Here is a 23,056-nt window from a genome sequence, read left to right as displayed (position 1 = left end):
GGGCCGTCCCGTCGACGAGACGGTGCCCGGCCCACCGGCCGGTCTCGGACGTGCTTACGCCGGGGCCTGGAGGGAGAGGTACCAGCGGCGCGCCCAGCCGGTGAGGGTCACGGTGGACAGCGGGCGGACGTCGACGTGCCAGTAGGTCAGCGGGGGCGCCTGCAGCGCGTAGACCAGGGCCGCCCGGACCACCGAGGGCTCGGCCACCGCCACGATCGCGCCGCCGTCGTCGGCGGGCCGGGTGTCGAGCCAGCCGCCGATCCGGGAGATGAAGGCGAGCAGGGACTCGCCTCCGTGCGGGGCGGCCCGGGGATCGCTGAGCCACAGGTCCACCGCGTCGGGTTCGCGGGCGGTCACCTCGGCCAGCGTCAGCCCCCGCCAGCGGCCCATGTCGCACTCGCGCAGCGCGGGCTGCGCGAGGGGCGCGTACCCGAGGGCGTCGGCGGTGGCCCGGCTGCGCGGGGTCGGCGAGCAGTAGCGCAGCTCGGCCGCGCCCAGGGGCACGAGGTCCCGGGCGGCGGACTCCACCGACCGCCAGCCGGGTCCGTCCAGCGGGCGGTCGTCGTCGAAGCGCTCGGCGAGCAGCGAGGAACTACGGGCTGCGGCAACGAGCGAAACCCGAACATGCATGCGGTGATGGTGGGCCGCGAACGGCCGGGGGTCAAGCCTTCCGGAACGCGCCCGTCGGCGGCCCGCGGCCGGCCCCGATCCGCACGGGACGGCCTACCCGCCGAGTCCGGCCCGCAGCCGCTGGACGGCCTCCACCAGCTCCCCCGGCCCCGACACCCCGGCGAAGCTCAGCCGGACGTACGGGCCGGGCGGTTCGGCGCAGAAGTAGGGGCGGCCCGGGGCCACCGCCACCCCGGCGCGCAGGGCCGCCGCCGCGAAGGCCGCGTCGTCGGCCCCGTCGGCCATCCGCAGCCACAACTGGTACCCGCCCGAGGGCAGATGACCGAGGGTCAGCCCGGGCAGCTCCCGGCGCAGGGCTCCCGCGAGCACGTCCCGCCGGTGTCGCAGCTCGGCGGCCACGGTGCGCAGGTGGCGCGGCCAGGCGGGCGCGCCGACCAGTTCCAGGGCGGCCTCCTGGAGCGGCCGGGACACGAAGAAGGTGTCGACGACCTGGATGGCGCGCAGCCGGTCCACCACCGGACCGCGGGCGGCCAGCGCGCCCACGCGCAGGCTGGGCGAGGTGGCCTTGGTCAGGGACCGGACGTGCACGACCACCCCGTCGTGGTCCTCGGCGGCCAGCGTCGCGGGCAGCGGACCGGCGTCGTCGTGGCCGAGGGCGCGAGCGTAGTCGTCCTCGACCACGAAGGCTCCGGCGGCGTGCGCGATCCGCAGCACCTCGGCCCGCCGCGCGGGGGCCAGTACGGCCCCGGTCGGGTTCTGGAACAGCGGCTGGCACACGAACACCCGCGCCCCGGTCGCCTCGAAGGCGGCGGCGAGCAGGTCCGGCCGCACCCCCTCGGCGTCCACCGGCACGGGCACGGGCCGGCAGCCGGAGGCGCGGGCGATGGCCAGCAGCCCGGGATAGGTGGGGGATTCGACCAGGATCGGCGCCCCGGGCGGGGCCAGCGCCCGCAGGGCGGTGGTCAGCGCGCTCTGCCCGCCCGCGGTGACCAGTACGTCGGCGGCCGCGACGGCCCCGCCGATTTCGCGGGCGAACCAGTCGCGCAGCTCGGGCAGCCCCTCCATGGGCGGCCGGTCCCAGGCGCCGGGGCGCCGCCCGGCCCGGGCCAGCGCGGCCGCCATGGCCCGCTCGGGCTGGATGGAGGCGTGCAGATAGCCGCTGTTGAGTCCGATCACCCCCGGCGGCGGTGCGGCCAGGCAGGCCAGCACCCCGGAAGCGTCGACCGAGCGCGGCACGATCTCGCCGGGGGCCTCCGCGCTGAGGGCGACCTCCTGCCAGGAGGTGTCCCCGGGCGCGGCGGGCGCCGTGCGCGGGGAGGCGCGGAAGACCCCGGCGCCGGGCCGGGTGACGACGAGGCCCTCGGCGGCGAGCTGCGCCAGGGCCCGGGACACGGTGACGGGGCTGACCCGGTAGCGCTCGACCAGGGCCCGGCTCGACGGGAGCTTTCCACCCACCGAGTAGCGGTTGAGCTCAGACCGTAGAGATTCCGCCAGTTCCGCCACACTGCTACGCTCATACATGACAGCACAGAATAGCGCTACTCTCCCGAAGGCGATAGCGGTCAAGAGTCCGGTGGGCCGCGGTACCGCCCTCGCCTCCCTCGGCGTCCTCGCCTTCTCCCTGACCTTCCCCGCCACCGCGTGGGGCCTGGAGAGCTTCGGGCCGTGGTCCCTCGTCGCCCTGCGCAGCGTCCTCGCCGCCGTCATCGCCGGAGCCTTCCTGCTGACCCGCCGGGTCCCGCTGCCCGCCCGCGAGCACTGGGCCGGCCTCGCCGTGGTCGCCGGCGGCGTGGTCGTCGGCTTCCCGCTGCTCACCACCCTCGCGCTGACGACCTCCACCACCTCGCACGCCGCGGTCGTCGTCGGCCTGCTGCCGCTCACCACGGCCGCGCTGTCCGCGCTGCGCACCGGCGCCCGGCCCCCGCGCGCCTTCTGGGCGGCGGCCGTCGCCGGGGCCGCGGTCGTCCTCGCCTTCGTCGCATGTGACGGCACCCTCGCGCGGAGCGGTGGCGCCCTCTCGGCCGGCGACGCCTACCTGTTCGGCGCCCTGCTGGTGTGCGCCGCCGGGTACACCGAGGGCGGTCGCCTCGCCCGGACCCTGCCCGGCTGGCAGGTGATCGGCTGGGCCCTGGTCCTGTGCCTGCCGCTCAGCCTGGCCGGCTCCGCGCTCGGCCTCGCGTTCGAGCCGGTGCACCTCGGCGGCCACGGGCTGGCCGGGCTGGTCTGGGCGGCGGCCGGCTCCACCTTCCTGGGCCTGTACGTCTGGTACCGGGGCATGGCCGAGATCGGCGCACCGCGCGCAAGCCAGCTCCAGCTCGCCCAGCCGCTGCTGACCCTGGTCTGGTCGGTGGCGGTGCTGGGCGAGCGCCTCACCCCTGCCGCGCCGGTCGCCGCCTGCGCCGTCCTCGTCTGCATCGCGGTCACCCAACGGGTCAAACAGCCCCGGAACGACCTAAACTGCTAGCACCGGATCGGACCGCCACCGAGGAGGTCAGTTATGCGCGCGACCGAGGGCGACCAGCTGGTGCAGCACGGCAGGATCGTCGGACAGCACGACAAGGTGGGCGAGATCACCCAGGTGCTGGGCGAAAACGGAACCCCCCCGTACCGGGTCCGCTTCCAGGACGGGCACGAGGCGCTCATGGCCCCCGGGCCCGACTGCGTGGTCCGTCACCCCGTAGAGCCCGACCACTGAATCAGCGCGGGGGCACCGCCGAGCCGTAGTGGTCGGCGACCACCCGGGCCATCGCTCCGTTGGGGTCCGCGGCCACGTGCTTCGCCGAGAAGTAGACGTGGCCGCGGACTTCCGGGTATCCGGCGGCGAACCGCAGGTGCTTCGACAGCTCCCCCGGATCGCGCCACGCCGCGGTGGTGCTGTCCGCCTCGCAGCGGTACAGCGCCTCCCCCACGTACAGGTCCACGCCCGTGCCCGCCACGGTCCGCGCCCACCAGGGCACGACGTCGGCGTAGTCGGCGGTCGGGTGGCCGATGTGCCAGTACGCCTGCGGCACGATGTAGTCGATCCAGCCCTCCCGGATCCACTTGCGGGTGTCCGCGTACAGGTCGTCGTACGTGCCCAGGCCCGCCCGCGTCGGCGAGCCGAGCGGGTCGCGGTCGGAGTTGCGCCAGACCGCGAAGGGGCTGATGCCGAACCGGACCGCCGGGCGCAGGGCCCGCAGCCGCGCGGACATCTCCTGGACCAGGGTGTCGGTGTTGTGGCGGCGCCAGTCGGCGCGGGACGCGAAGGAGCCCCCGTGCTCCTCGTACGCCTCGTCGTCGTCGAAGTACTCGCCCTCGGCCGGATAGGGGTAGAAGTAGTCGTCCCAGTGCACCGCGTCCACCGGGTAGCGGTTGACGGCGTCGAACATGGCGTCCTGGACGAAGCGCCGGACCTCGGGCATGCCGGGGTTGTAGTAGAGCTTGCCGCCGTACTCGACGGTCCAGTCGGGGTTGCGCCGGGCCGGGTGGGTGGCGGCCAGCCGGTCGAGGTCGGTGTGGTTGGCCACGCGGTACGGGTTGAACCAGGCGTGCAGCTCCAGCCCGCGGGCGTGCGCCTCGGTGACCGCCGTGCCCAGCGGGTCCCAGCCGGGATCGGCCCCCTGCTCACCGGTCAGCCACTGCGACCAGGGCTCCAGCTCGGAGGGCCAGAGCGCGTCGGCCGCCGGCCGGACCTGGAGGACCACCACGTTGAGCCGGCGTTTGACCGCGGTGTCCAGGAGCCGCAGCAGTTCCGAGCGCTGCCGCTCGGCGGAGAGCCCGCTCTCGGACGGCCAGTCCACGTTGGACACGGAGGCGATCCACATCCCCCGGAACTCGGCGGTGGCGGCGCGGGCGGAGAGCCCGCCGGACGTGCGCCGGGCCGCCGCGGCGGCGGGCCCGGAGGTGGCGGCCGCGATCACCCCCACGGCTCCGGCCAGCAGTGCCCGTCGGCCGATGTACGTCATGTGACATCTCCGTTTCGCTGAGTGACATTGCGCGGTGTCCGCCCAGCATGCCCGCCCCGGCCCGCCGCCCGGCGCAAGGTCGGGAGTAACGTCGGGGGGCGTGGCGGGCGCCGGAATCGTACGGGGGACCCGCCGACGGAGAGCTGCGAAAGGCACGAAGTGACTGACCTCCCTTCCGACATCACACGGGTCGGCGTAGTGGGCTGTGGCCAGATGGGCGCGGGTATCGCCGAGGTGTGCGCCCGCAGTGGCCTTGAGGTCAAGGTCGCCGAGACCACCGGCGAAGCCCTGGAGATCGGCCGGACCCGGCTCCACAACTCCCTGACGAAGGCCGCCGAACGCGGCAAGATCACGGAGGAGGAGCGGGACGCCGCCCTCGCCCGCCTCACCTTCACCACCGACCTCGGCGAGTTCGCCGACCGTGACCTCGTCATCGAGGCGGTCGTCGAGAACGAGCAGGTCAAGACGGAGATCTTCCAGGTCCTCGATCAGGTGATCACCCGCCCGGACGCGATCCTGGCCTCCAACACCTCCTCGATCCCGCTGGTCAAGCTGGCCGTGGCGACCTCGCGGCCCGACCAGGTCATCGGCATCCACTTCTTCAACCCGGCCCCGGTGCAGAAGCTCGTCGAGCTGATTCCGGCGCTGACCACGGGCGAGGAGACGGTCAAGCGGGCCGAGGCCCTGGTGCGGAACGTGCTCGGCAAGCACGCGGTCCGCGCCCAGGACCGCTCCGGCTTCGTCGTCAACGCGCTCCTCGTCCCGTACCTGCTGTCCGCGATCCGGATGTTCGAGTCGGGCATCGCGAGCCGCGAGGACATCGACAACGGCATGGAGCTGGGCTGCGCCCACCCGATGGGCCCGCTCAAGCTGTCCGACCTGATCGGCCTGGACACCATCGCCTCGATCGCCGACTCGATGTACGCCGAGTACAAGGAGCCCCTGTACGCCGCTCCCCCGCTGCTCCAGCGGATGGTCGACGCCGGCCGCCTGGGCCGCAAGACGGGCGCGGGCTTCTACCCCTACGCCTGATCCCCGCCGCGCCCGCGTCCCTACGGCTGACCGAGCCGCAGGTGGTGCAGCAGGAGCAGCCCGGCCGCCATGTTGGCGGCCGGGATCTCCCCGCGCGCGATCATGTCCGGCACGAGTTTGAGCGGGACCCATTCCCGGCGCGAGGACTCGAACGCGTCCTCGGGATGGCCGATGTAGGTGGCCCCCTGCGCCCAGTAGAGGTGGTGGCGGGCGTCGGTCAGCCCGTTGGACGGCTCGACGGTCATCAGGTGGTGGAGCGGGCCGGGCCGCCAGCCCGACTCCTCCTCCATCTCGCGCGCCGCCGCGACCGCGATGTCCTCGCCGTCCTCGACCACCCCGGCGGGCAGTTCCCAGCCCCAGCTGTCGGTGATGAAGCGGTGCCGCCAGAGCAGCAGCACCTCGTTGGCCTCGTTGACGGCCGTGGCCACGGCGACCGGACGCAGCCGGATCACGAAATGGTCCAGGTGCCGGCCGTCGGGGAGTTCCACATCGGCGAGGTTCACGTCGAACCAGCGGTTCTTGTACACAGTCTGCTCACTCAGGTTCATCCACTGCACGGCTGTGCCACCTTCCGTTCGAGTAGGTGGCAAACATGGCAGCAGCTGACCTGTCACAGCGGAACGCGCAGCGCCCCGTCGATGAGCTGTGCGGTCTCCGCCGCGCCCGAACAACCGCTGGTCAGCAGCTGTTCGCGGACCGCCCGCAGCCGGTCGCGCAGCCGCAGCGACTCCATCCCCCTGGCCCGCTCGGCCATTTCCGCCGCGGAGGCCGCGGCCCGGTCCGCCTCGCCCTGGCGCAGCTGGATCTCGCACAGCATCGCCAGCCGGTGCACCCGCCCGCGGTCGTGGGCCGGGGTGCCGACGGCGGCGGCCGCCTGGACCCGGGCCGCTTCCAGGTCCCCCAGACTGAGCAGCGCCTCGGCGACCTGGACGTTGACGAGCCCGGGCTGTACGTAGCCCGTCTCGTCCGGTTCGGTGCCGGGGCGGATCCGCTCGGCCGCCGCCTCGGCGTTGCGGATGCAGGCCAGCGCGGCCCCGGTGTCGCCGAGTTGGGCGTACGCCTTGGCCTGCATGGCGTACAGGTCGGCGGCCAGCGCCGGAGTGGTGTGCGGGCCGGCGGCGCGCAGCGCGGCCTCGGCGAAGGCGACGGCCTGGCGGTACTCGCGCAGGTGCAGGGACTGGTTGACGATCAGCGCGATCACGTACGCCCCGAGCCCGCGGTCCCCGCTCGCCTTGGCCAGCCGCAGCGCCTGGTGGAAGTAGCGCTGGGCGAGCCCGTGGGCGTCCGAGTCGTACGCGCAGATCCCCGCCACCGCCACGAGCGAGCCGGTGGCCCGGTGCAGTTGGCGGCCGAGGGCGTCGGGGTAGCTGCCGCGCAGCATGGGCGCCGTCTCACTGCCAAGGAAGCGGACGATCCGGTCCCGGGTGGCCACTCCGCCGGCCCTGCGGTACATCAGCTCGTAGTGCGCGCGGGCGGCCTTCAGGATCTCGATGTGCTCGGGACCGATCCGGTTCGGGCCCTCGCGGGAGACGTCCGCGTCCTCGGGCGGGTTCTCCCACTCCCAGACCGGGATCACGGCGGGCGTTCCGGTGACCGCTTCGGCGGCGAGCAGCTGGGGCCGGGCCTGCCCGTCGGACCGCCACAGGGCGGCGGCCCGGTCCACGAACCCGCTGAGCGGGGAGGCGTGCAGGGAGACGGGCCGGTCGGCCGCCCCGAGCCCGATGTCGTCCAGGCCGACGGGGCGCCGCAGCCGGCCGCCGAGCACCTCGCAGATCAGGTCGGGGACCTGCCCCCGGGGCCGCTGGCCCTTCAGCCAACGGGCCACGGCGGTGTGTTCGTAGCGCAGGGCGAGTCCGCGGGTGCGGCCCGCCTGGTTCACGTAGGCGGCGAGTCCGGCATGGGACATGCCCGCCTCGGCGAGGAGGGCGTCGAGCAGGACGTTGGGCTGCATGGGCCGCTCCCGGGGCTCGTCGGTCTCAGGCTAGTGGGTGCGCGGTTCACACGGGGTGTGAACCGTGTACGCGCATAAATGCGATGCGCACTCTGCCGCAGGGGCCGCCGCGGGCGCTTCACTTAAGGGCCTCGCCAAGAGGTAGCTCGGGTCGTCGGCTCCCCCTCGTACAGTGCGACGACCCGCACCGCGCCGCCCGTCCTGCTGTCTGCCCGACACTCCATGGCAGGCGGGCGGCGTGTCCGGCTCCGCCGGCGCCCGGTTGGTCGCCGGGTCCCGGCGGAGCCGGCCCCCCGGCAGCGGGCCGGTCAGGACCGGTCGTTGCTGAGCACCAGCAGGGCGACGTCGTCGGCGAGTCGCCCGCCCGTGTGCCGGAGCAGGGCCGCGTGCACGCCCGCGACCAGCCGCGCGGGCGTTCGCGGGGCCGGGGCCTGCGCGAGGACGCTCCGCAGGGGGAAGAACGCGCCGGCGGCGTCCCGGGCCTCCTCAGCTCCGTCGGTGTGCAGGAACAGGGTCTCCCCGGGCCGCAGTTCCCCCACGGGGTGCGGCTGCGCCTGCGCCGGTACGGGCACCACCCCGAGCGGGGGCAGGGTCTCGCCGTCCAGGGCCTGCACGTCGGTGAGCCGCTGCGCGGGCCGGATGCGGTACGGCCAGGGGTGGCCGCAGTTCAGGGCCAGCAGGGTGCCGTCCGGGGCGATCTGGAGGAGCAGGACGGTCACGAACTCCTCGGCCGAGGGCGACTGCGGCTCGCCGGTGCAGGCGGCCGGATGCTCCGCGCGCGCCCGGTCCCGCAGGTGCCGGCCCAGCGCCCGCTCCATCCGCCGCAGGACGCCGCCCAGCGTCGCCTCGTCGTACGCCGCTTCGCGGAAGGCCCCGAGCACGGCCGCCGCCGCGCCCAGCGCCGGCAGCCCGTGCCCCCGTACGTCTCCGATGACCACCCGCACGCCGTGCGCCGTCGGCACCGCCTCGTACAGGTCCCCGCCCACCGCCGCGCCCCGGCTCGCCGAGAGCTGCGCCGCGGCCGAGATCAGGCCGTCGATCCGCCCCGGCATCGGCCGCAGCACCGCCCGCTGCGCGGCGCCCGCGATCTCCTGCGAGCGGCGCAGTTCGCCCAGCAGCCCGCTCCGGACGTGCAGGGCCCAGCCGGTGGCCAGCAGCAGGAAGGCCGCGCACGTGGCCAGGCTCGGCGCCAGCCGCCCCGAGGTGGCCAGCTCCCAGGACACCGCGACGCCGCCCCAGGCCACGACGCACACCCGGCGCAGCTGGGGCATCTCCCCGCGCGTGATCATCCGTAGGCTCCCCTCCGGCCGGATCGATTGTGTCGACCGACCGGTGCCCCGGACACGGGCCTCCGCGCTTCTCACCCGAACGAGTGAGGGCGCATCCGGTGGTCCGGATGCGCCCTCAACTGGCCTTACGCGGGTGCGGCTACGCCCCCCGGAGCACCGCCCCGGTCCGCTCGCCCGCCAGCGCCACCGCCGCGTCGCGCGCGGCCGTGGACTCCTCGGCGGTCAGCGTCCGGTCGGTCGCGCGGAAGCGCAGCGCGTACGCCAGGGACTTCTTGCCCTCACCGACCTGCTCACCGGTGAACACGTCGAACAGCCGCAGCGACTCCAGGAGTTCGCCCGCGCCCTTGCGCAGCGCGGCCTCCACGGAGGACGCCGGAACCGACGCGTCCACGATCAGCGCGACGTCCTGGGTCGCCACCGGGAAGGTGGAGATCCGGGGCGCCTGCAGGGCCTCGCCGCCGGCCGCCGCGAGGCGGTCCAGGTCGAGCTCCATGGCGCTGGTGCGGGCCGGCAGGCCCATCGCCTTGACCACGCGCGGGTGCAGTTCGCCGGCGTGACCGATGACCTGCTCGAGGCCGTCGAGGGTGACGACGAGCTCGGCGCAGCGGCCCGGGTGCCAGGGGCCGTACTGGCCCTGGCGGACGACGAGCTCCGCGCCGGCCTCGACGGCCAGCGAGCGGGCGGCCTGGACCGCGTCCGCCCAGTCGGCCGGACGGCCCTTGCCCCACCAGCCGGCCTGCTCACGCGCACCGGCCAGCACGACCGCGGCGTACCGCGGCTGCGCGGGCAGGGCCGCGTTCAGGGTGGCGATCTCCTCGTCCGTCGGACGGCGGTCGACGGGCAGCCGTACGGCGACACCCGGCTGCGGGCCGGCCCGGAAGACCGAACCGGTCTCGAAGAGCGCGAGGTCGTGGCTGCCCCGGCTGTCGTTGCGGCGCAGCGCGCCGAGCAGACCCGGCAGCAGCGTGGTGCGCAGCGCCGGCTCCTCGTCGGAGATCGGGTTGACGAGCTTGACCACCTGGCGCGACGCGTCGTGCGCCGGGAGCTGGAGCTGGTCGAAGACGCCCTCGCCGATGAAGGGGTAGCTCAGCACCTCGACGTAGCCCGCGCCGGCCAGCGCGCGGCCGACCCGGCGGTGCAGCTGCTGCCGGGCGGTCAGACCGCGGCCGGAGGGCACCTGCGGGAGGGTCGAGGGGAGGTTCCCGTAACCCTCCAGCCGGATGACCTCTTCGGCGAGGTCGTTGGGCGCGGCGAGGTCGGGCCGCCACGAGGGGACGGTGACGACGAGCTCGTCCTGGCCGTAGACGTCGCAGCCGATCTCCTGGAGGCGGCGCACGACGGTCTCGCGGCCGTACTCCATGCCCGCGACGCGGTCCGGGTGGTCCGCGGGCATGGCGATGGTGCGCGGCGCGCCCGGGGCGAGGACCTCGGTGACGCCCGCCTCGGCGGTGCCGCCCGCGAGGAGCACGAGCAGGTCGACGGTCCGCTGCGCGGCCGCGGCGGCGGCCTGCGGGTCGACGCCCCGCTCGAAGCGCTTGGAGGCCTCGGAGGAGAGCTTCATGCGGCGGGCGGTGCGCGAGATCGACACGGAGTCGAAGTGCGCGGCCTCGATGACCACGTCGGTGGTCCCGGTGACCTGGCCGGTCTCGGGGTCGGTGACGGAGTCGGCGATCTCGGTGTTGGCGCCGCCCATGACACCGGCGAGCCCGATCGGGCCGCTGTTGTCGGTGATCACCAGGTCCTCGGCGTCGAGCGTGCGCTTGACCCCGTCGAGGGTGGTGAACTTCTCGCCCTGCTCGGCCCGGCGGACACCGATGGCGCCCTCGATGCTGGAGCGGTCGTAGGCGTGCAGCGGCTGGCCGAGTTCGAGCATCACGTAGTTGGTGATGTCGACGGCGAGCGAGATCGGGCGCATGCCCGCCTTCTGCAGGCGGCGGGTCAGCCAGATCGGGGAGCGCGCGTCGGGGTCGAGACCGGTCACCGTGCGGGCGGTGAAGCGGTCGCAGCCCGCCGGGTCGTCGATCTTGACGGGGTAGCCGTACGAGTTCGGCTGGGGCACGTCGAGCAGCGCCGGGTCGCGCAGCGGCAGGCCGTAGGCGGTGGCCGCCTCGCGGGCGACACCGCGCATGGACATGCAGTAGCCGCGGTCCGGGGTGATGTCGATGTCGAGGACCTCGTCGACGAGCTGGAGCAGCTCGATCGCGTCGGTGCCGACCTCGTGCTCGTGCGGCAGCACGATGATGCCGTGCGTGCCGTCGTCGCCCATGCCCAGCTCGTCGCCGGAGCAGATCATGCCGTGCGAGGTGCGGCCGTACGTCTTGCGCGAGGCGATCGCGAAGTCGCCGGGCAGCACGGCGCCGGGCAGGACCACGACGACCTTGTCGCCGACGGAGAAGTTCCGGGCGCCGCAGACGATCTCCTGCGGTTCGCCGGTGCCGTTGGCCTGGCCGACGTCGACCGTGCAGAAACGGATCGGCTTGCGGAAGCCCTCGAGCTCCTCGATGGTCAGCACCTGGCCGACGACGAGCGGGCCCTTGAGCCCGCCGCCGAGCTGCTCGACGGTCTCGACCTCCAGGCCGGCGTCGACCAGCTTGGCGGCCACGTCACGGCCGGTCTCGCCCGCGGGCAGGTCGACGTACTCCCGCAGCCAGGAAAGCGGGACGCGCATCAGATCTCACTCCCGAACGGCCGGGTGAAGCGAACGTCACCCTCGACCATGTCTCGCATGTCTTCAACGTTGTGACGGAACATCAGCATCCGCTCGATGCCGAACCCGAAGGCGAACCCGCTGTACTTCTCGGGGTCCACACCGCAGGCGACGAGCACCTTGGGGTTGACCATGCCGCAGCCGCCGAGCTCGATCCAGCCCTCGCTGGAGCAGGTGCGGCACGGACGGTCGGGGTTGCCCACCGACGCGCCGCGGCACACGTAGCACTGCATGTCCATCTCGGCGGACGGCTCGGTGAAGGGGAAGAAGTGCGGGCGCAGGCGCGTGGTGGTGCCCTCGCCGAACAGCTCCTGGACCATGTGGTCCATGGTGCCCTTGAGGTCCGCCATGGTCAGGCCCTCGTCCACGGCGAGCAGCTCGACCTGGTGGAAGACCGGGGTGTGCGTCGCGTCGAGCTCGTCGGTGCGGTACACGCGGCCCGGGCAGACGATGTAGACGGGGGGTTTGCGCTCCAGCAGCGAGCGCGCCTGCACCGGGGAGGTGTGGGTGCGCAGCACGACACCGGACTCGTCGCCCTCGGTGCCCTCGGGGCCCCGGACGAAGAAGGTGTCCTGCATCTGGCGCGCCGGGTGGTCGGGCGTGAAGTTGAGGGCGTCGAAGTTGAACCACTCCGCCTCGACCTCGGGCCCCTCGGCGACCTCGTACCCCATGGCCACGAAGATGTCCGCGATGCGGTCCATCAGCGTGGTCAGGGGGTGCCGGGCGCCGGCGGGGACGCGGTCGTAGGACAGCGTGACGTCCACGGCCTCCTCGACCAGCACCCGCTCGTCGCGCTCGGCCTCGAGCTCGACCGTGCGGGCCCCGAAGGCCTTGTTCACGGCGCCGCGGGCCTGGCCCACGCGCTTGCCCGCCTCGGCCTTGGCCTGCGGGGGCAGCGCGCCGATCTCGCGGTTGGCGAGCGCCAGGGGCGAGCGGTCGCCCATGTGCGCGGTCTTCGCCTCACGCAGCGCGTCGAGGTCGCCGGCGGACGCGAAGGCGGCGAGCGCCTCGTCCCGCATGCGCTCGATCTCTTCCGGTTTCAGTGCCTCGACCTCGACAGGGTCGTACGACTTGTTCGGTGCCGACATCTCTTCCCGTACTTCCGATGGCTGGCTGGTGGGTCCCCGTACGGCACGATCAGAGCGATCGACACAGAGACACAAAGGTGCCAAAGGACGAGTCTAAAGGCCGCTGGGGGTGCAAGGAGCCCGTGGGCCGTCCGGCGGGATGCTCAGCAGTGCTACTGCGTGAGGTACGCCGGGGCGCTCACGGGCAGGATAAATCGGAACTCGGCGCCGCCGCCGGGGCCGCGGCCGACCGTGATGGTGCCGCCGTGGGCCTCCACGATGCCCTTGACGATGTACAGGCCCAGGCCGGTGCCGCCGCGCTTGCTCCCCCGCCAGAAGCGGGTGAAGACGCGGCCCATCGACTCCTCGGGGATCCCGGGGCCTTCGTCGGACACGGTGACGGCGGTTCCCTTCTCATGCGGCGATACCCCGATGGTGACCGTTCCCTCTCCGTGGCGCACCGCATTTTCGAGGAGGTTGCCGAGGATCTGGTCGATCTTGTCCGGATCGGCCCACAGATCGGGGAGCGGACGGCTGACGCTCACGAGGAACCGCTCGGGGTCCTGCCCGTTCGCGGTGAGCGCCTGTACGTGACGGGCGACGGCGGTGGCGATGTCGACGGGCTGGCGGCGCACCTCCAGGCGGCCGGAGTCGATGCGGGAGATGTCGAGGAGTTCGGCGATCAGGCGGGTGACGCGGTTGGCGTCGGCGTCGACCGTCTCCAGCATCAGCCGCTTCTGGTCGTCGGTGAACCGTTCCCACTTGGCGAGCAGGGTGGCGGTGAACCCCTTGACGGAGGTCAGCGGGGAGCGCAGCTCGTGGGCGACGGTGGCGATCAGCTCGGCGTGGCTGCGCTCGGTGCGGCGGCGCGCCTCGGTGCCCCGGAGGGTGACGACGAGGCGGCGCAGCGGGCCGGTGGGGTGGGTGCGGACGTAGCTGGCGGAGACCAGGACCTCCCGGCCGCCGGGGAGCAGGAGGTTGCGCTCGGGCTGTCCGCGGCGGGTGGCGAGGCCCCCGTAGGGGTCGGTCAGCGCCCACCAGCGACGGCCTTCGAGGTCCTCCAGCGGGAGCGCCCGGTCGATGCGGGCGCCGAGGGCCTCGGCGGGGTCGGTGGCGGTCATCCGGGCGGCGGCCCGGTTGAAGCAGATGACGCGTCCGGTGTGGTCGGCGACGACGAGCCCGTCGGGGAGGCTGTCGGGGTCGATCCCGAAGCCCAGCCCCTCACCGGGGGCGTCGCCGTCCGGAGCCGTCCCGACCGTCGTGCGCAGCGCGGGGGCCGGAGCGGCGGCCTGCGGGGGTACGGGGCGCCGCGCGCGTGCGGCGCGCCCCGGGGATTCTGCGTCGGCGCGGTCCCCGGCGTCCGGGGGGCCGCCCGGACGGGCGCCGGCCGGAGCCTGCGGCGGGACGCCGGCCAGGGCGTCGGCCCGCGGTGTGACCTGGGCGGGGCCGGGTCCGGCCGACACCGGTGGACCGGCCGTCGTGCCGGCCCCCGGTGAGCTGTTCGTACCGACGGTCATGTCCCCGTACCCCACATCTCCGAGTAGCGCAGTGGGCCCCCGGGCCGCCACATTACTAGCTGGGGGTCACGGAGCGGCACCCTCCGGGCGCCCGCTGTGCACGCGCGGACGCGTAGAGACACACGGCGGCGGCCGTCGCCAGGTTCAGGCTCTCCGCCTTGCCGTGGATCGGGACCCGCACCACGGCGTCCGCCAGGGCCCTGGTCTCCTCGGGCAGGCCCCAGGCCTCGTTGCCGAAGACCCAGGCGGAGGGACCGCCCATGGTGCCCGCGTCCAGCTCGGCGTCGAGGTCGTCCTCGCCCGCGCCGTCGGCCGCCAGGATCCGTACGCCGGCCGCCCGCAGGCCCTCGACGGCCTGCTCCACCGGGACGCCGACCGCGACCGGCAGGTGGAAGAGGGAGCCCACGGAGGCCCGTACGGACTTGGGGTTGTAGAGGTCCACGGAGGCGTCGGTCAGCACCACCGCGTCGGCGCCGGCGGCGTCGGCGCAGCGCAGCACCGTACCGGCGTTGCCGGGGTCGCGGACGTGCGCGAGGACGGCGACGAGCCTGGGCCCGGACTTCAGGATCTCCTCGAACGGGGAGTCCAGGAAGTGGCAGACGCCGACGAGGCCCTGCGGGGTGACGGTCTGCGAGACCTCGGCGAGCACCTCGTCGGAGGCGTAGTGCACGCGGGCACCGGCGTCCAGGGCGGCGTCGATGATCTCGGCGTAGCGTTCGGCGGCCTCGACGGTGGCGAACAGCTCGATCAGGGTCGACGCGCCGGTGGGACCGCGGTGCTCGACGGCCTCGCGGACCGCCTGCGGGCCCTCGGCGATGAACCGGCGCTCCTTGGTGCGGAAGTTGCGCCGCGCCAGTCGCCTGGCGGCGGCCACCCGCGGGGATCGGGGGGAGATCAGCTCGGCGGGGGTACCCATGGTCTCAGCGGTTCTCTCTCGGGGTTCCGAAGCGCGCGGGGCGCGGGAAAGCGGGCGCGCGGGAAAGCGGGGGCGCGGGTGGGCGCGCGGGTGGGCGCGCGGGGCGCGGGGTGAAAGCACACGGACCCGCAGGCGAATGCCTGCGGGTCCGTGGGGGCCGGCCGCGTCAAGCGGGGCCGGCTAGCCCTTAGGCAGCGGCCTTGGGGGCGTTGACGTCGGCCGGAAGCGCCTTCTGCGCGACCTCGACCAGCGCGGCGAACGCGTTGGCGTCGTTGACGGCCAGCTCGGCGAGGATCTTGCGGTCCACCTCGATGTTGGCGGCCTTCAGACCCTGGATGAGGCGGTTGTACGTCATGCCGTTCTGGCGGGCAGCGGCGTTGATGCGCTGGATCCACAGCTGACGGAAGTCGCCCTTGCGCTTCTTGCGGTCGTTGAAGTTGTAGACCAGCGAGTGGGTGACCTGCTCCTTGGCCTTGCGGTACAGGCGCGAACGCTGACCGCGGTAGCCGGAGGCCGCCTCGAGGATTGCCCGGCGCTTCTTGTGGGCGTTTACTGCCCGCTTGACGCGTGCCACTTTTTAACTCCTTGTAGCGGGGCCGTGGGTGTCTTCACACGGCCCGAATTCGATGGGGTCCCGGTCTTGACGTCCCGCTCCCGCGAGGGGAGCGGAGGACATCAGATGCCGAGAAGCTTCTTGATCTTCGCGGCGTCGCCGGGGGCCATCTCCGCGTTGCCGGTGAGGCGGCGGGTGACACGGGACGACTTGTGCTCGAGCAGGTGGCGCTTGCCGGCGCGCTCGCGGAGCACCTTGCCGGAGCCGGTGACCTTGAAGCGCTTCTTGGTACCGCTGTGCGTCTTGTTCTTCGGCATGGCGCCGTTATCTCCTCGTCGGTGGCGCTCCCACCGGTCCGTTGCGGGACCGGCTCGCGGGAGCGTCATGTTGTGTCGGTGATCCGAGACGGGCTGCCTCGGGATCAGGCCTCGGCGTTCGTCTCGTCGGCGGGGGCCTCGGTGACGTCGGCGGAGGCGACCTCGGTGGTCTCCTCGACCTCGACGGCGGCGTCCTCGGAAGGGGCCTCGTCGTCGGCGTGGGCGACACCCTGGCGCTCGGCCTTGCGGGCGGCCTGCGCCTCGCGGGCTTCGGCCATCGCCTCGGTCTTCTTCTTGTGCGGACCGAGGACCATGATCATGTTTCGGCCGTCCTGCTTCGGGTTCGACTCGATGAACCCGAGGTCCTCGACGTCCGAAGCGAGGCGCTGCAGCAGTCGGTAGCCGAGTTCCGGCCGGGACTGCTCGCGACCACGGAACATGATCGTGATCTTGACCTTGTCGCCCTGCTTGAGGAACCGAACGACGTGACCCTTCTTGGTGTCATAGTCGTGCGGGTCGATCTTCGGCCGGAGCTTCATTTCCTTGATGACCGTGTGCGCCTGGTTCTTGCGCGCCTCACGGGCCTTCATGGCCGACTCGTACTTGAACTTGCCGTAGTCCATGAGCTTGCAGACCGGCGGGCGTGCGGACGCCGCGACCTCGACCAGGTCGAGGTCGTACTCCTGCGCGAGCTCAAGCGCCTTGGCAAGCGGCACGATGCCGACCTGCTCGCCGCTGGGACCGACAAGCCGTACCTCGGGAACGCGAATCCGGTCGTTGATGCGGGGCTCGGTGCTGATGGATCCTCCTCGGTAGCACCACACGACTGCCTGGCAGACAGCCGCTGACGTGTATTTCCGTCAGACCGACCACAGCGGGAAACCAAAAAAGCCCCGCCGGGCACAGGCAGGGGCTCCAATACAACCGGAACACCGTCGCGTGCGACCGCGGGGCGTAGACTCGGGCAGCTTTCCATCGTCCGTACGGAACGATGGATGCCACCTGACCGGTGACCCGCCGTCCCGGAGGACGGTCAGGTGGGAGAAACGGAGCCTCCACTTGTGGGCCGGGCACAGAAGTGTCCGGCCGGTCGATGTACATACTAGCACCCGCGTTGCAAGCCCGCCGCACGGCATATCGTGGGGCGCATGACTGACGCGACACCCTCCACCGACCCCGCTGCCGACGGCGCCCCCGACTACGACTCCATGACCCGCGACATCGCGGACGTGCCCGCCGTCGAGGTGATCACCACGGTGGCCGTGCACCTGCTGAGCGCCGCGGCGGTCAACCTGGGCCTGGACAAGCCGGACTCCGAGCACAAGGACCTCGACGAGGCCCGCAAGCTGATCACGGCCCTGGCCGGCCTGGTCACCGCGAGCGCCACCGAGATCAGCTCCTTCCACGCCGCCCCGCTGCGCGACGGCCTGAAGTCGCTCCAGCTGGCCTTCCGCGAGGCCTCGATCGTCCCGGACGAGCCGGGCCAGGGCCCGGGCGAGAAGTTCACGGGTCCCGTCTTCGCCTGATCGCGCGGGTACGCCGGGCACGAACCACGACGAGAGGAGAGGCGGGTCACGCGGGAAGTCCCCCGTGTGACCCGCCTCTCCTCTCGTCTTCTTGTCTCCTCCGCCCCGCTCAGCGGGTGAACAGCGCCTCACCGGGCGGGACCGGCGCGTCCGGCAGCAGCAGCGCCAGGTCCAGCCCGCGCACCAGCCGGGCCCGCAGGGTGGTGTCCGCGGCCAGGGCCTCGGCGACGCGGCGGGCCGCGGCGGGCGCCTGCGCCCCGCCGGCCAGCACGATCGCGAGGGTGCCGTCGGCGTCGGCGCCGCCCGGGCCGAGGTGGGCGCGGAGCACGGCCGGCTCCGCGGCCACGGCGTCCCGCACGGCCTCCCGTACGGCGGGGTCGGCCAGCGGGTCCGCGTCCGTACGGCCTTCGGCGAGGGCCAGCAGCGCCGGGCCGGTCAGCTGGTAGGCGACGGGCCCGGCCAGGTCCAGGACCACGGTGTCGGCCTTCTCGTGCGCGGCGGCGGCCAGCGCCTGGTGCAGCGGGACCGCCACCGGGCGGGCGGCCGGGTCCCAGCGCGCGAGCGAGGCGGTCGAGGTGAAGGCGGGCAGGGCCCGCCGGTCGCCGGCCCGGAGCGTCGGGACGGCCATGTCGCTGCTCTTCTCGCGCTTGAGGCCCGTCTCCGGGTCGGTCTCCACCTCACCGAGGACGGCGACGACGGGGACCAGCAGCCGGGCCCCCTTGAGGGCGGCCAGCACCTCGGGCTCCTTGGCCCGGTCCTCGGACCAGGCGGCCAGGGCCGCGGTCAGCCGCGGATCGGCCGAGCCGTCGTCGTCGGAGAAGCCCGGGTCGGGAATGTTCTTGTTCGCCATGTTCGCCACAGTTACCCGACCCTACTGTGCCGGATGCGAGGGCGCGGTGAGGGGCCCGCGGTCGCGGCCCCGGCCGCCCCGCCGCGGGCGCCGGCCCAGTACGGCGGCCAGGACGAGCAGCACCGCTCCGGCGACCGCGGCCGCGGGGGCGCCGAGCCGGGCGCTGCGCTCGGGCGGGCGGGCCGGCTCGGGGCCGGGGCCGAAGTACCTGCTCCCGGCGGCGGCGGGGGCGGGCACGGCGGCCTCCGCCCGCGTGGACTCCGCGGCCTGGAGGGCGGCGACCGGATCCACCGTGCCGTGGCCGCGGGCGTCGTCGCGGCCGCCGGCCGGGGAGTCGGAGGCGGTGTCTTCCAGCAGCTTCTTGATCTGGGCCGGGGACAGGTCCGGGTGCTCGGCCTTGATCAGGGCCGCGGCGCCGGAGACGAAGGCCGCGGCGGCGCTGGTGCCCCAGCCCTCGTAGTAGGAGCGGTCGGGGTCGGCGATGACCACGTCGACGCCGGGGGCGCTGACGGTGGCGTACCAGTTGCGCGTGGAGAACGTGGCCTTCCTGCCGCGGCGGTCGACGGCGGTGACGGCGATCACCCCCGGGTACGCGGCCGGGTAGGAGACGCGATCGCCCGTCTCGCCGCCGTTGCCGGCGGAGGCGACGACGACCACGCCCTTGGCGAGCGCGTACTGGACGGCCTCGTCCTCGCCCGCCTCGTGGTGGGCGGAGTCGCTGTCGTCGCCGAGGGACAGGTTGATCACGTCGGCGCCGTGGTCGGCGGCCCAGCGGATGCCCTCCGCGAGGGCCCCGCCCTTGCTGTCGCGGGCCTTGCCCCGGCCCGGGTCGCCCTCTTCGAGGATCACCCGGACCGGCAGGATCCGCGCCTGCGGGGCGAGGCCGAGGACGCCCTGGCCGCGGCTGGGTCCGTGGCCGTGCCCGGCGATGATGCTCGCCATGGCGGTGCCGTGGCGGGCCCACGTCCGGTCGCCGCGGCCGGCGCCCATGCCGATGAGGTCGGTGCCTTCGAGGACCTGGCCGGCGAGGTCGGGGTGGGAGTCGTCGACCCCGGTGTCGAGGACGGCGACGGTCACCCCGTCGCCCCGGGTGGTGCCCCAGGCCTCCTCGGCGCGGAGCGCGAGCAGGCCCCACTGGCGGTCTCGGATGGTGTCGGCGGCGGCCGGGAACGCGGTGGCGGCCGTGAGGAGGGCGGCGGCGGTCAGGGCCGCGGCCGCCCGCCCGAGCGCCCGTGGCGGGCTCATCGGGCGGCCTTCGGCGCGGGCGTGACGGGCGGTGCGGCGAGCAGCGCCACGCCGTCCCCGATGCGGGCGGCGACCGCCTTGGCCTCGTGCCCGAGGCCCGCCTGCGCGGCGGCTCCGGTGGCGTCCTTCTTCATCAGGTCCTCGGCGGGGCGGGGCGCGTCCAGCGGGCGGCCGTCGGCGAAGGCGGAGACGGCGTAGACCACGACGGGGGCCTCGTCGCGTACGGACGCGGTCCAGGCGGCGCGCTGCCCGTCGGCGAAACCGTAGGCCGGCGGGGCGGTGATCCGGCCGGTGAGGGCGCTCATCGCGGGGGCGTCGGCGGGGGTGAAGACCAGGCCGACGGTGATCAGGGAGCTGCGGGTGGCGTCGGTGTAGGTGGCGCGGAGCACGCGGGTGCAGCCGGTGGCGGCCAACAGGGCCTGCCAGTCGGCGGCCAGGGCGGCCGCGCAGTCGGCGTCGGGTGCGAGCGCGACGCGGGTCCAGGTCCGGTCGGAGCCGCCGGGGCCGGCCGCGGGGCCGGCCAGGACGGGTGGGAAGAGGCTGTCCACGGGCGCGGCCCGCCACAGCGACTCGGCCTTGCGGTAGGCGGCGTCGGCCGGCAACGGGCGGTTCGCGGCGCGGTGTTCGACCCAGGTGGTGACGGCGGCTCCGCCGACGAGGCCGCCCCCGAGGAGGAGGCAGAGCGCGGCGGCGAGGACGCGTCCCGGGTGGCGGCGCGGCGGGGCGTGCGCGGGCTGGGGCGGCGGGGACCAGGGATCGGGCTCGCCCGGGATCGTGGTCCGCGGTGTCGTCGTGGTCATCCGGCGGCTCCGCCCCCCGTTCCGTACGGCTGCCTGCCCGTACTCTACGGGGTCCCCGGCGGGGCCCCGCGGCGCCGGTGTCCCCGCCTCCGGCGGTCGCCGACCCCTACCCACCGGTACAGACCTCTGGCAAGCTGCCGCCCATGAACTCCCCCGCCGCCGACCGCGCCCGGTACGACCGGGCGACCGCGCACCTGGACGCACCGCTGGCCATCGTGGACCTCGACGCCTTCGACGCCAATGCCGACGACCTCGTGCGCCGGGCCGGCGGCAAGCCGGTCCGGGTCGCCAGCAAGTCGGTGCGGTGCCGCGCGCTGCTCGAACGCGTGCTGGCCCGGCCCGGGTTCGCCGGGATCATGTCGTACACGCTGGCCGAGTCGCTGTGGCTGGCCCGGTCCGGGTTCGAGGACGTGCTCCTCGCGTATCCGTCCGCCGACCGGGCCGGCTTCGCCGAGCTGGCGAACGACGCCAAACTGGCCGGCGCCGTCACGGTGATGGTCGACGATCCGGCGCAGCTGGAGCTGATCGACGGGGCCCGCGACGGGGGCGCCGAGGAGATCCGCGTCTGTCTGGAACTGGACACCGCCCTGCAGCTGTTCGGCGGCCGGGTCCGGGTCGGGGCCCGCCGGTCCCCGCTGCGCGAGCCGGCGCAGCTGGCCGCGCTGGCCCGTACGGTCTGCGCCCGGCCGGGGTTCCGGGTGGTCGGCCTGATGGCGTACGAGGGCCACGTCGCCGGGGTCGGGGACGCGCCGGCCGGCCGGCCGCTGCGCTCCCGGGCCATACGGCTGATGCAGGGGGCGGCCCGCAGGGAGCTCGCGGCGCGGCGGGCCGAGGTGGTGCGGGCCGTGCGGGCGGTCGTACCGGACCTGGAGTTCGTCAACGGCGGCGGGACCGGCAGCGTGCAGTACACGGTCGCCGAGGACGCGGTGACGGAGGTGGCCGCCGGGTCGGGGCTGTACGTGCCGCGGCTGTTCGACAACTACACCTCCTTCAGCGGGCGTCCGGCGGCGCTGTTCGCGCAGCCGGTGGTGCGCAGGCCCGGTGTGGGCGTGGTGACGGTGCTCGGGGGCGGCTACCCGGCCTCGGGCGCGGCCGGCGCGGACCGGCTGCCGGTTCCGTACCTGCCGCGGGGGCTGCGCTATGACCCCCAGGAGGGGGCCGGCGAGGTGCAGACACCGCTGCTGGGCGGCCCGGCCGACGACCTGCTGATCGGCGACCGGGTGTGGTTCCGGCACGCGAAGGCGGGCGAGCTGTGCGAGCGCTTCGACACGCTGCACCTGGTGGAGGGGGACCGGGTGACGGCCACGGCCCCGACCTACCGGGGCGAGGGCCGCACGTTCCTCTAGGAGCGTCCTGACCCGGCGGTCCCGACCTGGCGGGCCGGGTCCTGGCGGGCCGGGTCCTGGCGGGCCGGGTCCTGGAAGACCGCGTCCGTCTGGTCGGGGATGACGCCGCCGTCGTCGCGCAGGACCGGTCCCCTGGTGCCGTCGTGGTCGACGTAGCCCGTCGTCGCGCACGGGTAGGGGCCGGCCTTCTGCTTCTTGGGCTCGATGAACATGGGGTTGACGATCCAGCGGCCGTCGCCGTTGTCGTACGCCCGGCACATCAGCTCGTTCTTGTTGCGGTTCACGACGAGCCGCAGGGCGGTGGCGTCGCGCAGGAAGGAGACGTCGGTGTCGGAGTCGCCGGCGGCGAACACCTGGCGGCGGCCGGCGGGCCGGACCTTCTCGGCGGCCGGGCCGCGCACCCCGAAGACCTCCTTGTTGATCCAGCAGCGCTTGCCGTCGATGTAGGTGATCATCGTGTCGGCGCCGTCCCGGACGGATCCGCAGCCCTTCAGGTGGGAGGTGAACCGCCCGCCGTGGGCGGTGGTGTTGCGGATGCCGATGACGTGGTCCACGTCGATGCCGACGCCCTCGGCCCACACCTCGACGACCGGCTGGGGCGAGGCGGAGCTGATCCAGACGTCGAAGCCGGACGCGCGCAGCGTTCCGATGAGGTCCTTCTGCTGCTCGTAGTAGCGCACCCAGCCGGTGGCGGTACCGCTGCCGACCTGCTGCACGGCGCCGACGGGCGCGGCGAGGTTCTCGGCGCGGGCGGCGGCGGCGAAGCCCCGGATCTCGCGGGCGGTCCAGCCCTGCATGAGCTGGGGCAGCCAGGCGTACGAGGGCTCGGTGGTGCGGCGGTCCCAGCCGGCGAAGGCGGCGGCGCCGGCGCGGGTCGCGGCGGTCCCGTAGACGGCGTTGATCTCGTCCGCGCAGCCGGCTCCGCCGGGGGTGCCGGTGGGCAGCGGGGCGCCGGGGCGGGCGAGGGCGTCGCAGGCGCCGGCGAGGGCGCCGGCGGCGGCCGGGGTGAGGAAGCGGCTGGTGGCGGCCCAGTCGGCGGGGCGGCGGATCTTCCCGTTGCGCAGCAGCCAGAACATGGTGGCGTCGCCGACGTCGTTCTTGACGACGGTGTTGTCCCAGTCGAAGACGGCGACGGGTTTGGCCCGGGCGGGCCGGTACGGGCCGCAGCTTCCGTACTGGTCGACGAGCTCCTGGAGCCGGGCCTGGTTGTCGCCGTACCAGCCGGCTCCCACCGTCGCCCTGCGGCAGTGGCTCTGGTCCGCCTCGGCGGGCGGGGCCAGCAGGAGAGCGGAGCCGACGGCCGCGATGAGGGCGAGGGTGGCGGTTCTGTTGCTGCGCATGCTGCTCCTCGGGGTTCGGGCACGGA

The 23,056-nt window shown here is 74.1% G+C and carries 22 protein-coding genes; 5 read left to right on the top strand and 17 right to left on the bottom strand.

The genetic code is table 11. From position 1 onward, the window contains the following. Nucleotides 1–54 precede the first annotated feature (54 nt). Together ACFYP3_RS16020 and ACFYP3_RS16015 are read right to left on the bottom strand one after the other, a co-directional pair. Nucleotides 55–630, bottom strand: a complete 576-nt coding sequence (locus ACFYP3_RS16020; protein WP_388832021.1) for a histidine phosphatase family protein — start codon at nt 628–630, stop codon at nt 55–57. Between the two features lie 93 nt (nt 631–723). Next, nucleotides 724–2,151, bottom strand: coding sequence for a PLP-dependent aminotransferase family protein (locus ACFYP3_RS16015; protein WP_388832018.1), 1,428 nt, complete (start codon nt 2,149–2,151; stop codon nt 724–726). Here ACFYP3_RS16015 and ACFYP3_RS16010 point away from each other — a divergent pair. After that, entirely contained in the window at nt 2,150–3,094 is a 945-nt protein-coding gene (locus ACFYP3_RS16010) for a DMT family transporter (RefSeq protein ID WP_388832015.1), read from the top strand. The genes ACFYP3_RS16015 and ACFYP3_RS16010 overlap by 2 nt on opposite strands. Before the next feature lie 33 nt (nt 3,095–3,127). After that, a complete protein-coding gene (locus tag ACFYP3_RS16005) occupies nt 3,128–3,325 on the top strand; it encodes a DUF1918 domain-containing protein (protein WP_351298059.1) in 198 nt (65 codons plus the stop codon). 1 nt (nt 3,326) lies between these two features. Here the strand turns inward: ACFYP3_RS16005 and ACFYP3_RS16000 are convergent, their stop codons facing one another. Further along, on the bottom strand, nt 3,327–4,574 hold the full coding sequence (locus tag ACFYP3_RS16000) for a glycoside hydrolase family 10 protein (protein ID WP_388832011.1): 1,248 nt from the start codon (nt 4,572–4,574) through the stop codon (nt 3,327–3,329). Nucleotides 4,575–4,733: 159 nt separating this feature from the next. Here ACFYP3_RS16000 and ACFYP3_RS15995 point away from each other — a divergent pair, with 159 nt between their 5' ends. Next, nucleotides 4,734–5,606 (top strand): 3-hydroxybutyryl-CoA dehydrogenase, encoded by an 873-nt coding sequence (locus tag ACFYP3_RS15995; RefSeq protein WP_030706157.1) that lies wholly within the window; start codon nt 4,734–4,736, stop codon nt 5,604–5,606. A gap of 20 nt (nt 5,607–5,626) precedes the next feature. On the opposite strand, the gene ACFYP3_RS15990 is transcribed toward ACFYP3_RS15995, so the two are convergent. The 10 genes from ACFYP3_RS15990 to infC all read right to left on the bottom strand — a co-directional run bounded on the left by ACFYP3_RS15990 (nt 5,627) and on the right by infC (nt 16,747). After that, nucleotides 5,627–6,154, bottom strand: coding sequence for an NUDIX hydrolase (locus ACFYP3_RS15990; protein WP_388832206.1), 528 nt, complete (start codon nt 6,152–6,154; stop codon nt 5,627–5,629). A gap of 62 nt (nt 6,155–6,216) precedes the next feature. Continuing rightward, nucleotides 6,217–7,557 carry a transcriptional regulator gene (locus tag ACFYP3_RS15985; RefSeq protein WP_388832008.1) on the bottom strand — a complete coding sequence of 447 codons (1,341 nt, stop codon included), beginning with the start codon at nt 7,555–7,557 and terminating at the stop codon, nt 6,217–6,219. 308 nt (nt 7,558–7,865) lie between these two features. Next, on the bottom strand, nt 7,866–8,846 hold the full coding sequence (locus ACFYP3_RS15980) for a PP2C family protein-serine/threonine phosphatase (RefSeq protein ID WP_388832005.1): 981 nt from the start codon (nt 8,844–8,846) through the stop codon (nt 7,866–7,868). A 139-nt stretch (nt 8,847–8,985) separates the two neighbouring features. After that, nucleotides 8,986–11,514, bottom strand: coding sequence for a phenylalanine--tRNA ligase subunit beta (pheT, locus tag ACFYP3_RS15975; protein ID WP_388832002.1), 2,529 nt, complete (start codon nt 11,512–11,514; stop codon nt 8,986–8,988). After that, complete coding sequence (gene pheS, locus ACFYP3_RS15970; RefSeq protein WP_388831999.1) at nt 11,514–12,641, bottom strand: phenylalanine--tRNA ligase subunit alpha; 1,128 nt, start codon at nt 12,639–12,641, stop codon at nt 11,514–11,516. Before pheS ends, pheT begins: the two co-directional genes overlap by 1 nt. 152 nt (nt 12,642–12,793) lie before the next feature. Then, nucleotides 12,794–14,137 carry an ATP-binding protein gene (locus ACFYP3_RS15965; protein ID WP_388831996.1) on the bottom strand — a complete coding sequence of 448 codons (1,344 nt, stop codon included), beginning with the start codon at nt 14,135–14,137 and terminating at the stop codon, nt 12,794–12,796. Between the two features lie 55 nt (nt 14,138–14,192). Further along, entirely contained in the window at nt 14,193–15,053 is an 861-nt protein-coding gene (locus ACFYP3_RS15960) for a TrmH family RNA methyltransferase (RefSeq protein WP_385817103.1), read from the bottom strand. Between the two features lie 187 nt (nt 15,054–15,240). Further along, entirely contained in the window at nt 15,241–15,627 is a 387-nt protein-coding gene (rplT, locus tag ACFYP3_RS15955; protein WP_007263143.1) for a 50S ribosomal protein L20, read from the bottom strand. Nucleotides 15,628–15,728: 101 nt separating this feature from the next. Next, the gene (gene rpmI / locus ACFYP3_RS15950; protein WP_030012385.1) at nt 15,729–15,923 is read right to left on the bottom strand and encodes a 50S ribosomal protein L35; all 195 of its coding nucleotides are present in this window, start codon (nt 15,921–15,923) and stop codon (nt 15,729–15,731) included. 104 nt (nt 15,924–16,027) lie between these two features. Beyond that, nucleotides 16,028–16,747: a translation initiation factor IF-3 gene (infC, locus tag ACFYP3_RS15945; RefSeq protein WP_037805393.1), complete on the bottom strand. Its 720-nt coding sequence runs from the start codon at nt 16,745–16,747 to the stop codon at nt 16,028–16,030. A gap of 324 nt (nt 16,748–17,071) precedes the next feature. Between infC and ACFYP3_RS15940 the strand changes: the two genes are divergently transcribed. Continuing rightward, on the top strand, nt 17,072–17,449 hold the full coding sequence (locus ACFYP3_RS15940) for a DUF1844 domain-containing protein (RefSeq protein WP_388831991.1): 378 nt from the start codon (nt 17,072–17,074) through the stop codon (nt 17,447–17,449). A gap of 109 nt (nt 17,450–17,558) precedes the next feature. Here ACFYP3_RS15940 and ACFYP3_RS15935 read toward each other — a convergent pair whose 3' ends face one another. Genes ACFYP3_RS15935 through ACFYP3_RS15925 form a run of 3 tightly spaced genes read right to left on the bottom strand, consistent with a single transcriptional unit; the run spans nt 17,559 to nt 20,344 of the window. After that, nucleotides 17,559–18,299, bottom strand: coding sequence for an SseB family protein (locus ACFYP3_RS15935; protein ID WP_388831988.1), 741 nt, complete (start codon nt 18,297–18,299; stop codon nt 17,559–17,561). 21 nt (nt 18,300–18,320) lie between these two features. Then, entirely contained in the window at nt 18,321–19,544 is a 1,224-nt protein-coding gene (gene mycP / locus ACFYP3_RS15930; protein ID WP_388831985.1) for a type VII secretion-associated serine protease mycosin, read from the bottom strand. Then, nucleotides 19,541–20,344, bottom strand: a complete 804-nt coding sequence (locus tag ACFYP3_RS15925) for a hypothetical protein (protein ID WP_388831982.1) — start codon at nt 20,342–20,344, stop codon at nt 19,541–19,543. Before ACFYP3_RS15925 ends, mycP begins: the two co-directional genes overlap by 4 nt. A 143-nt stretch (nt 20,345–20,487) precedes the next feature. Here ACFYP3_RS15925 and ACFYP3_RS15920 point away from each other — a divergent pair, with 143 nt between their 5' ends. After that, nucleotides 20,488–21,690, top strand: a complete 1,203-nt coding sequence (locus tag ACFYP3_RS15920; RefSeq protein ID WP_388831980.1) for an amino acid deaminase/aldolase — start codon at nt 20,488–20,490, stop codon at nt 21,688–21,690. On the opposite strand, the gene ACFYP3_RS15915 is transcribed toward ACFYP3_RS15920, so the two are convergent. Further along, a complete protein-coding gene (locus ACFYP3_RS15915; RefSeq protein ID WP_388831977.1) occupies nt 21,687–23,030 on the bottom strand; it encodes a haloacid dehalogenase-like hydrolase in 1,344 nt (447 codons plus the stop codon). The genes ACFYP3_RS15920 and ACFYP3_RS15915 overlap by 4 nt on opposite strands. Nucleotides 23,031–23,056: the final 26 nt, after the last annotated feature.

The sequence above is a fragment of the Streptomyces sp. NPDC005533 genome, from assembly GCF_042871845.1.
Taxonomy (GTDB): Bacteria; Actinomycetota; Actinomycetes; order Streptomycetales; family Streptomycetaceae; genus Streptomyces.
This window is presented reverse-complemented; position numbering and strand designations above follow the sequence as displayed.

Coding starts and splice junctions, on each gene's coding strand:
- ACFYP3_RS16020 (WP_388832021.1), bottom strand. CDS start 630: ATGCATGTTCGGGTTTCGCTCGTTGCCGCAGCCCGTAGTTCCTCGCTG.
- ACFYP3_RS16010 (WP_388832015.1), top strand. CDS start 2,150: ATGACAGCACAGAATAGCGCTACTCTCCCGAAGGCGATAGCGGTCAAG.
- ACFYP3_RS16015 (WP_388832018.1), bottom strand. CDS start 2,151: ATGTATGAGCGTAGCAGTGTGGCGGAACTGGCGGAATCTCTACGGTCT.
- ACFYP3_RS16005 (WP_351298059.1), top strand. CDS start 3,128: ATGCGCGCGACCGAGGGCGACCAGCTGGTGCAGCACGGCAGGATCGTC.
- ACFYP3_RS16000 (WP_388832011.1), bottom strand. CDS start 4,574: ATGACGTACATCGGCCGACGGGCACTGCTGGCCGGAGCCGTGGGGGTG.
- ACFYP3_RS15990 (WP_388832206.1), bottom strand. CDS start 6,154: ATGAACCTGAGTGAGCAGACTGTGTACAAGAACCGCTGGTTCGACGTG.
- ACFYP3_RS15985 (WP_388832008.1), bottom strand. CDS start 7,557: ATGCAGCCCAACGTCCTGCTCGACGCCCTCCTCGCCGAGGCGGGCATG.
- ACFYP3_RS15980 (WP_388832005.1), bottom strand. CDS start 8,846: ATGATCACGCGCGGGGAGATGCCCCAGCTGCGCCGGGTGTGCGTCGTG.
- pheT (WP_388832002.1), bottom strand. CDS start 11,514: ATGCGCGTCCCGCTTTCCTGGCTGCGGGAGTACGTCGACCTGCCCGCG.
- pheS (WP_388831999.1), bottom strand. CDS start 12,641: ATGTCGGCACCGAACAAGTCGTACGACCCTGTCGAGGTCGAGGCACTG.
- ACFYP3_RS15965 (WP_388831996.1), bottom strand. CDS start 14,137: ATGACCGTCGGTACGAACAGCTCACCGGGGGCCGGCACGACGGCCGGT.
- ACFYP3_RS15960 (WP_385817103.1), bottom strand. CDS start 15,053: ATGGGTACCCCCGCCGAGCTGATCTCCCCCCGATCCCCGCGGGTGGCC.
- rpmI (WP_030012385.1), bottom strand. CDS start 15,923: ATGCCGAAGAACAAGACGCACAGCGGTACCAAGAAGCGCTTCAAGGTC.
- ACFYP3_RS15940 (WP_388831991.1), top strand. CDS start 17,072: ATGACTGACGCGACACCCTCCACCGACCCCGCTGCCGACGGCGCCCCC.
- ACFYP3_RS15935 (WP_388831988.1), bottom strand. CDS start 18,299: ATGGCGAACAAGAACATTCCCGACCCGGGCTTCTCCGACGACGACGGC.
- mycP (WP_388831985.1), bottom strand. CDS start 19,544: ATGAGCCCGCCACGGGCGCTCGGGCGGGCGGCCGCGGCCCTGACCGCC.
- ACFYP3_RS15925 (WP_388831982.1), bottom strand. CDS start 20,344: ATGACCACGACGACACCGCGGACCACGATCCCGGGCGAGCCCGATCCC.
- ACFYP3_RS15920 (WP_388831980.1), top strand. CDS start 20,488: ATGAACTCCCCCGCCGCCGACCGCGCCCGGTACGACCGGGCGACCGCG.
- ACFYP3_RS15915 (WP_388831977.1), bottom strand. CDS start 23,030: ATGCGCAGCAACAGAACCGCCACCCTCGCCCTCATCGCGGCCGTCGGC.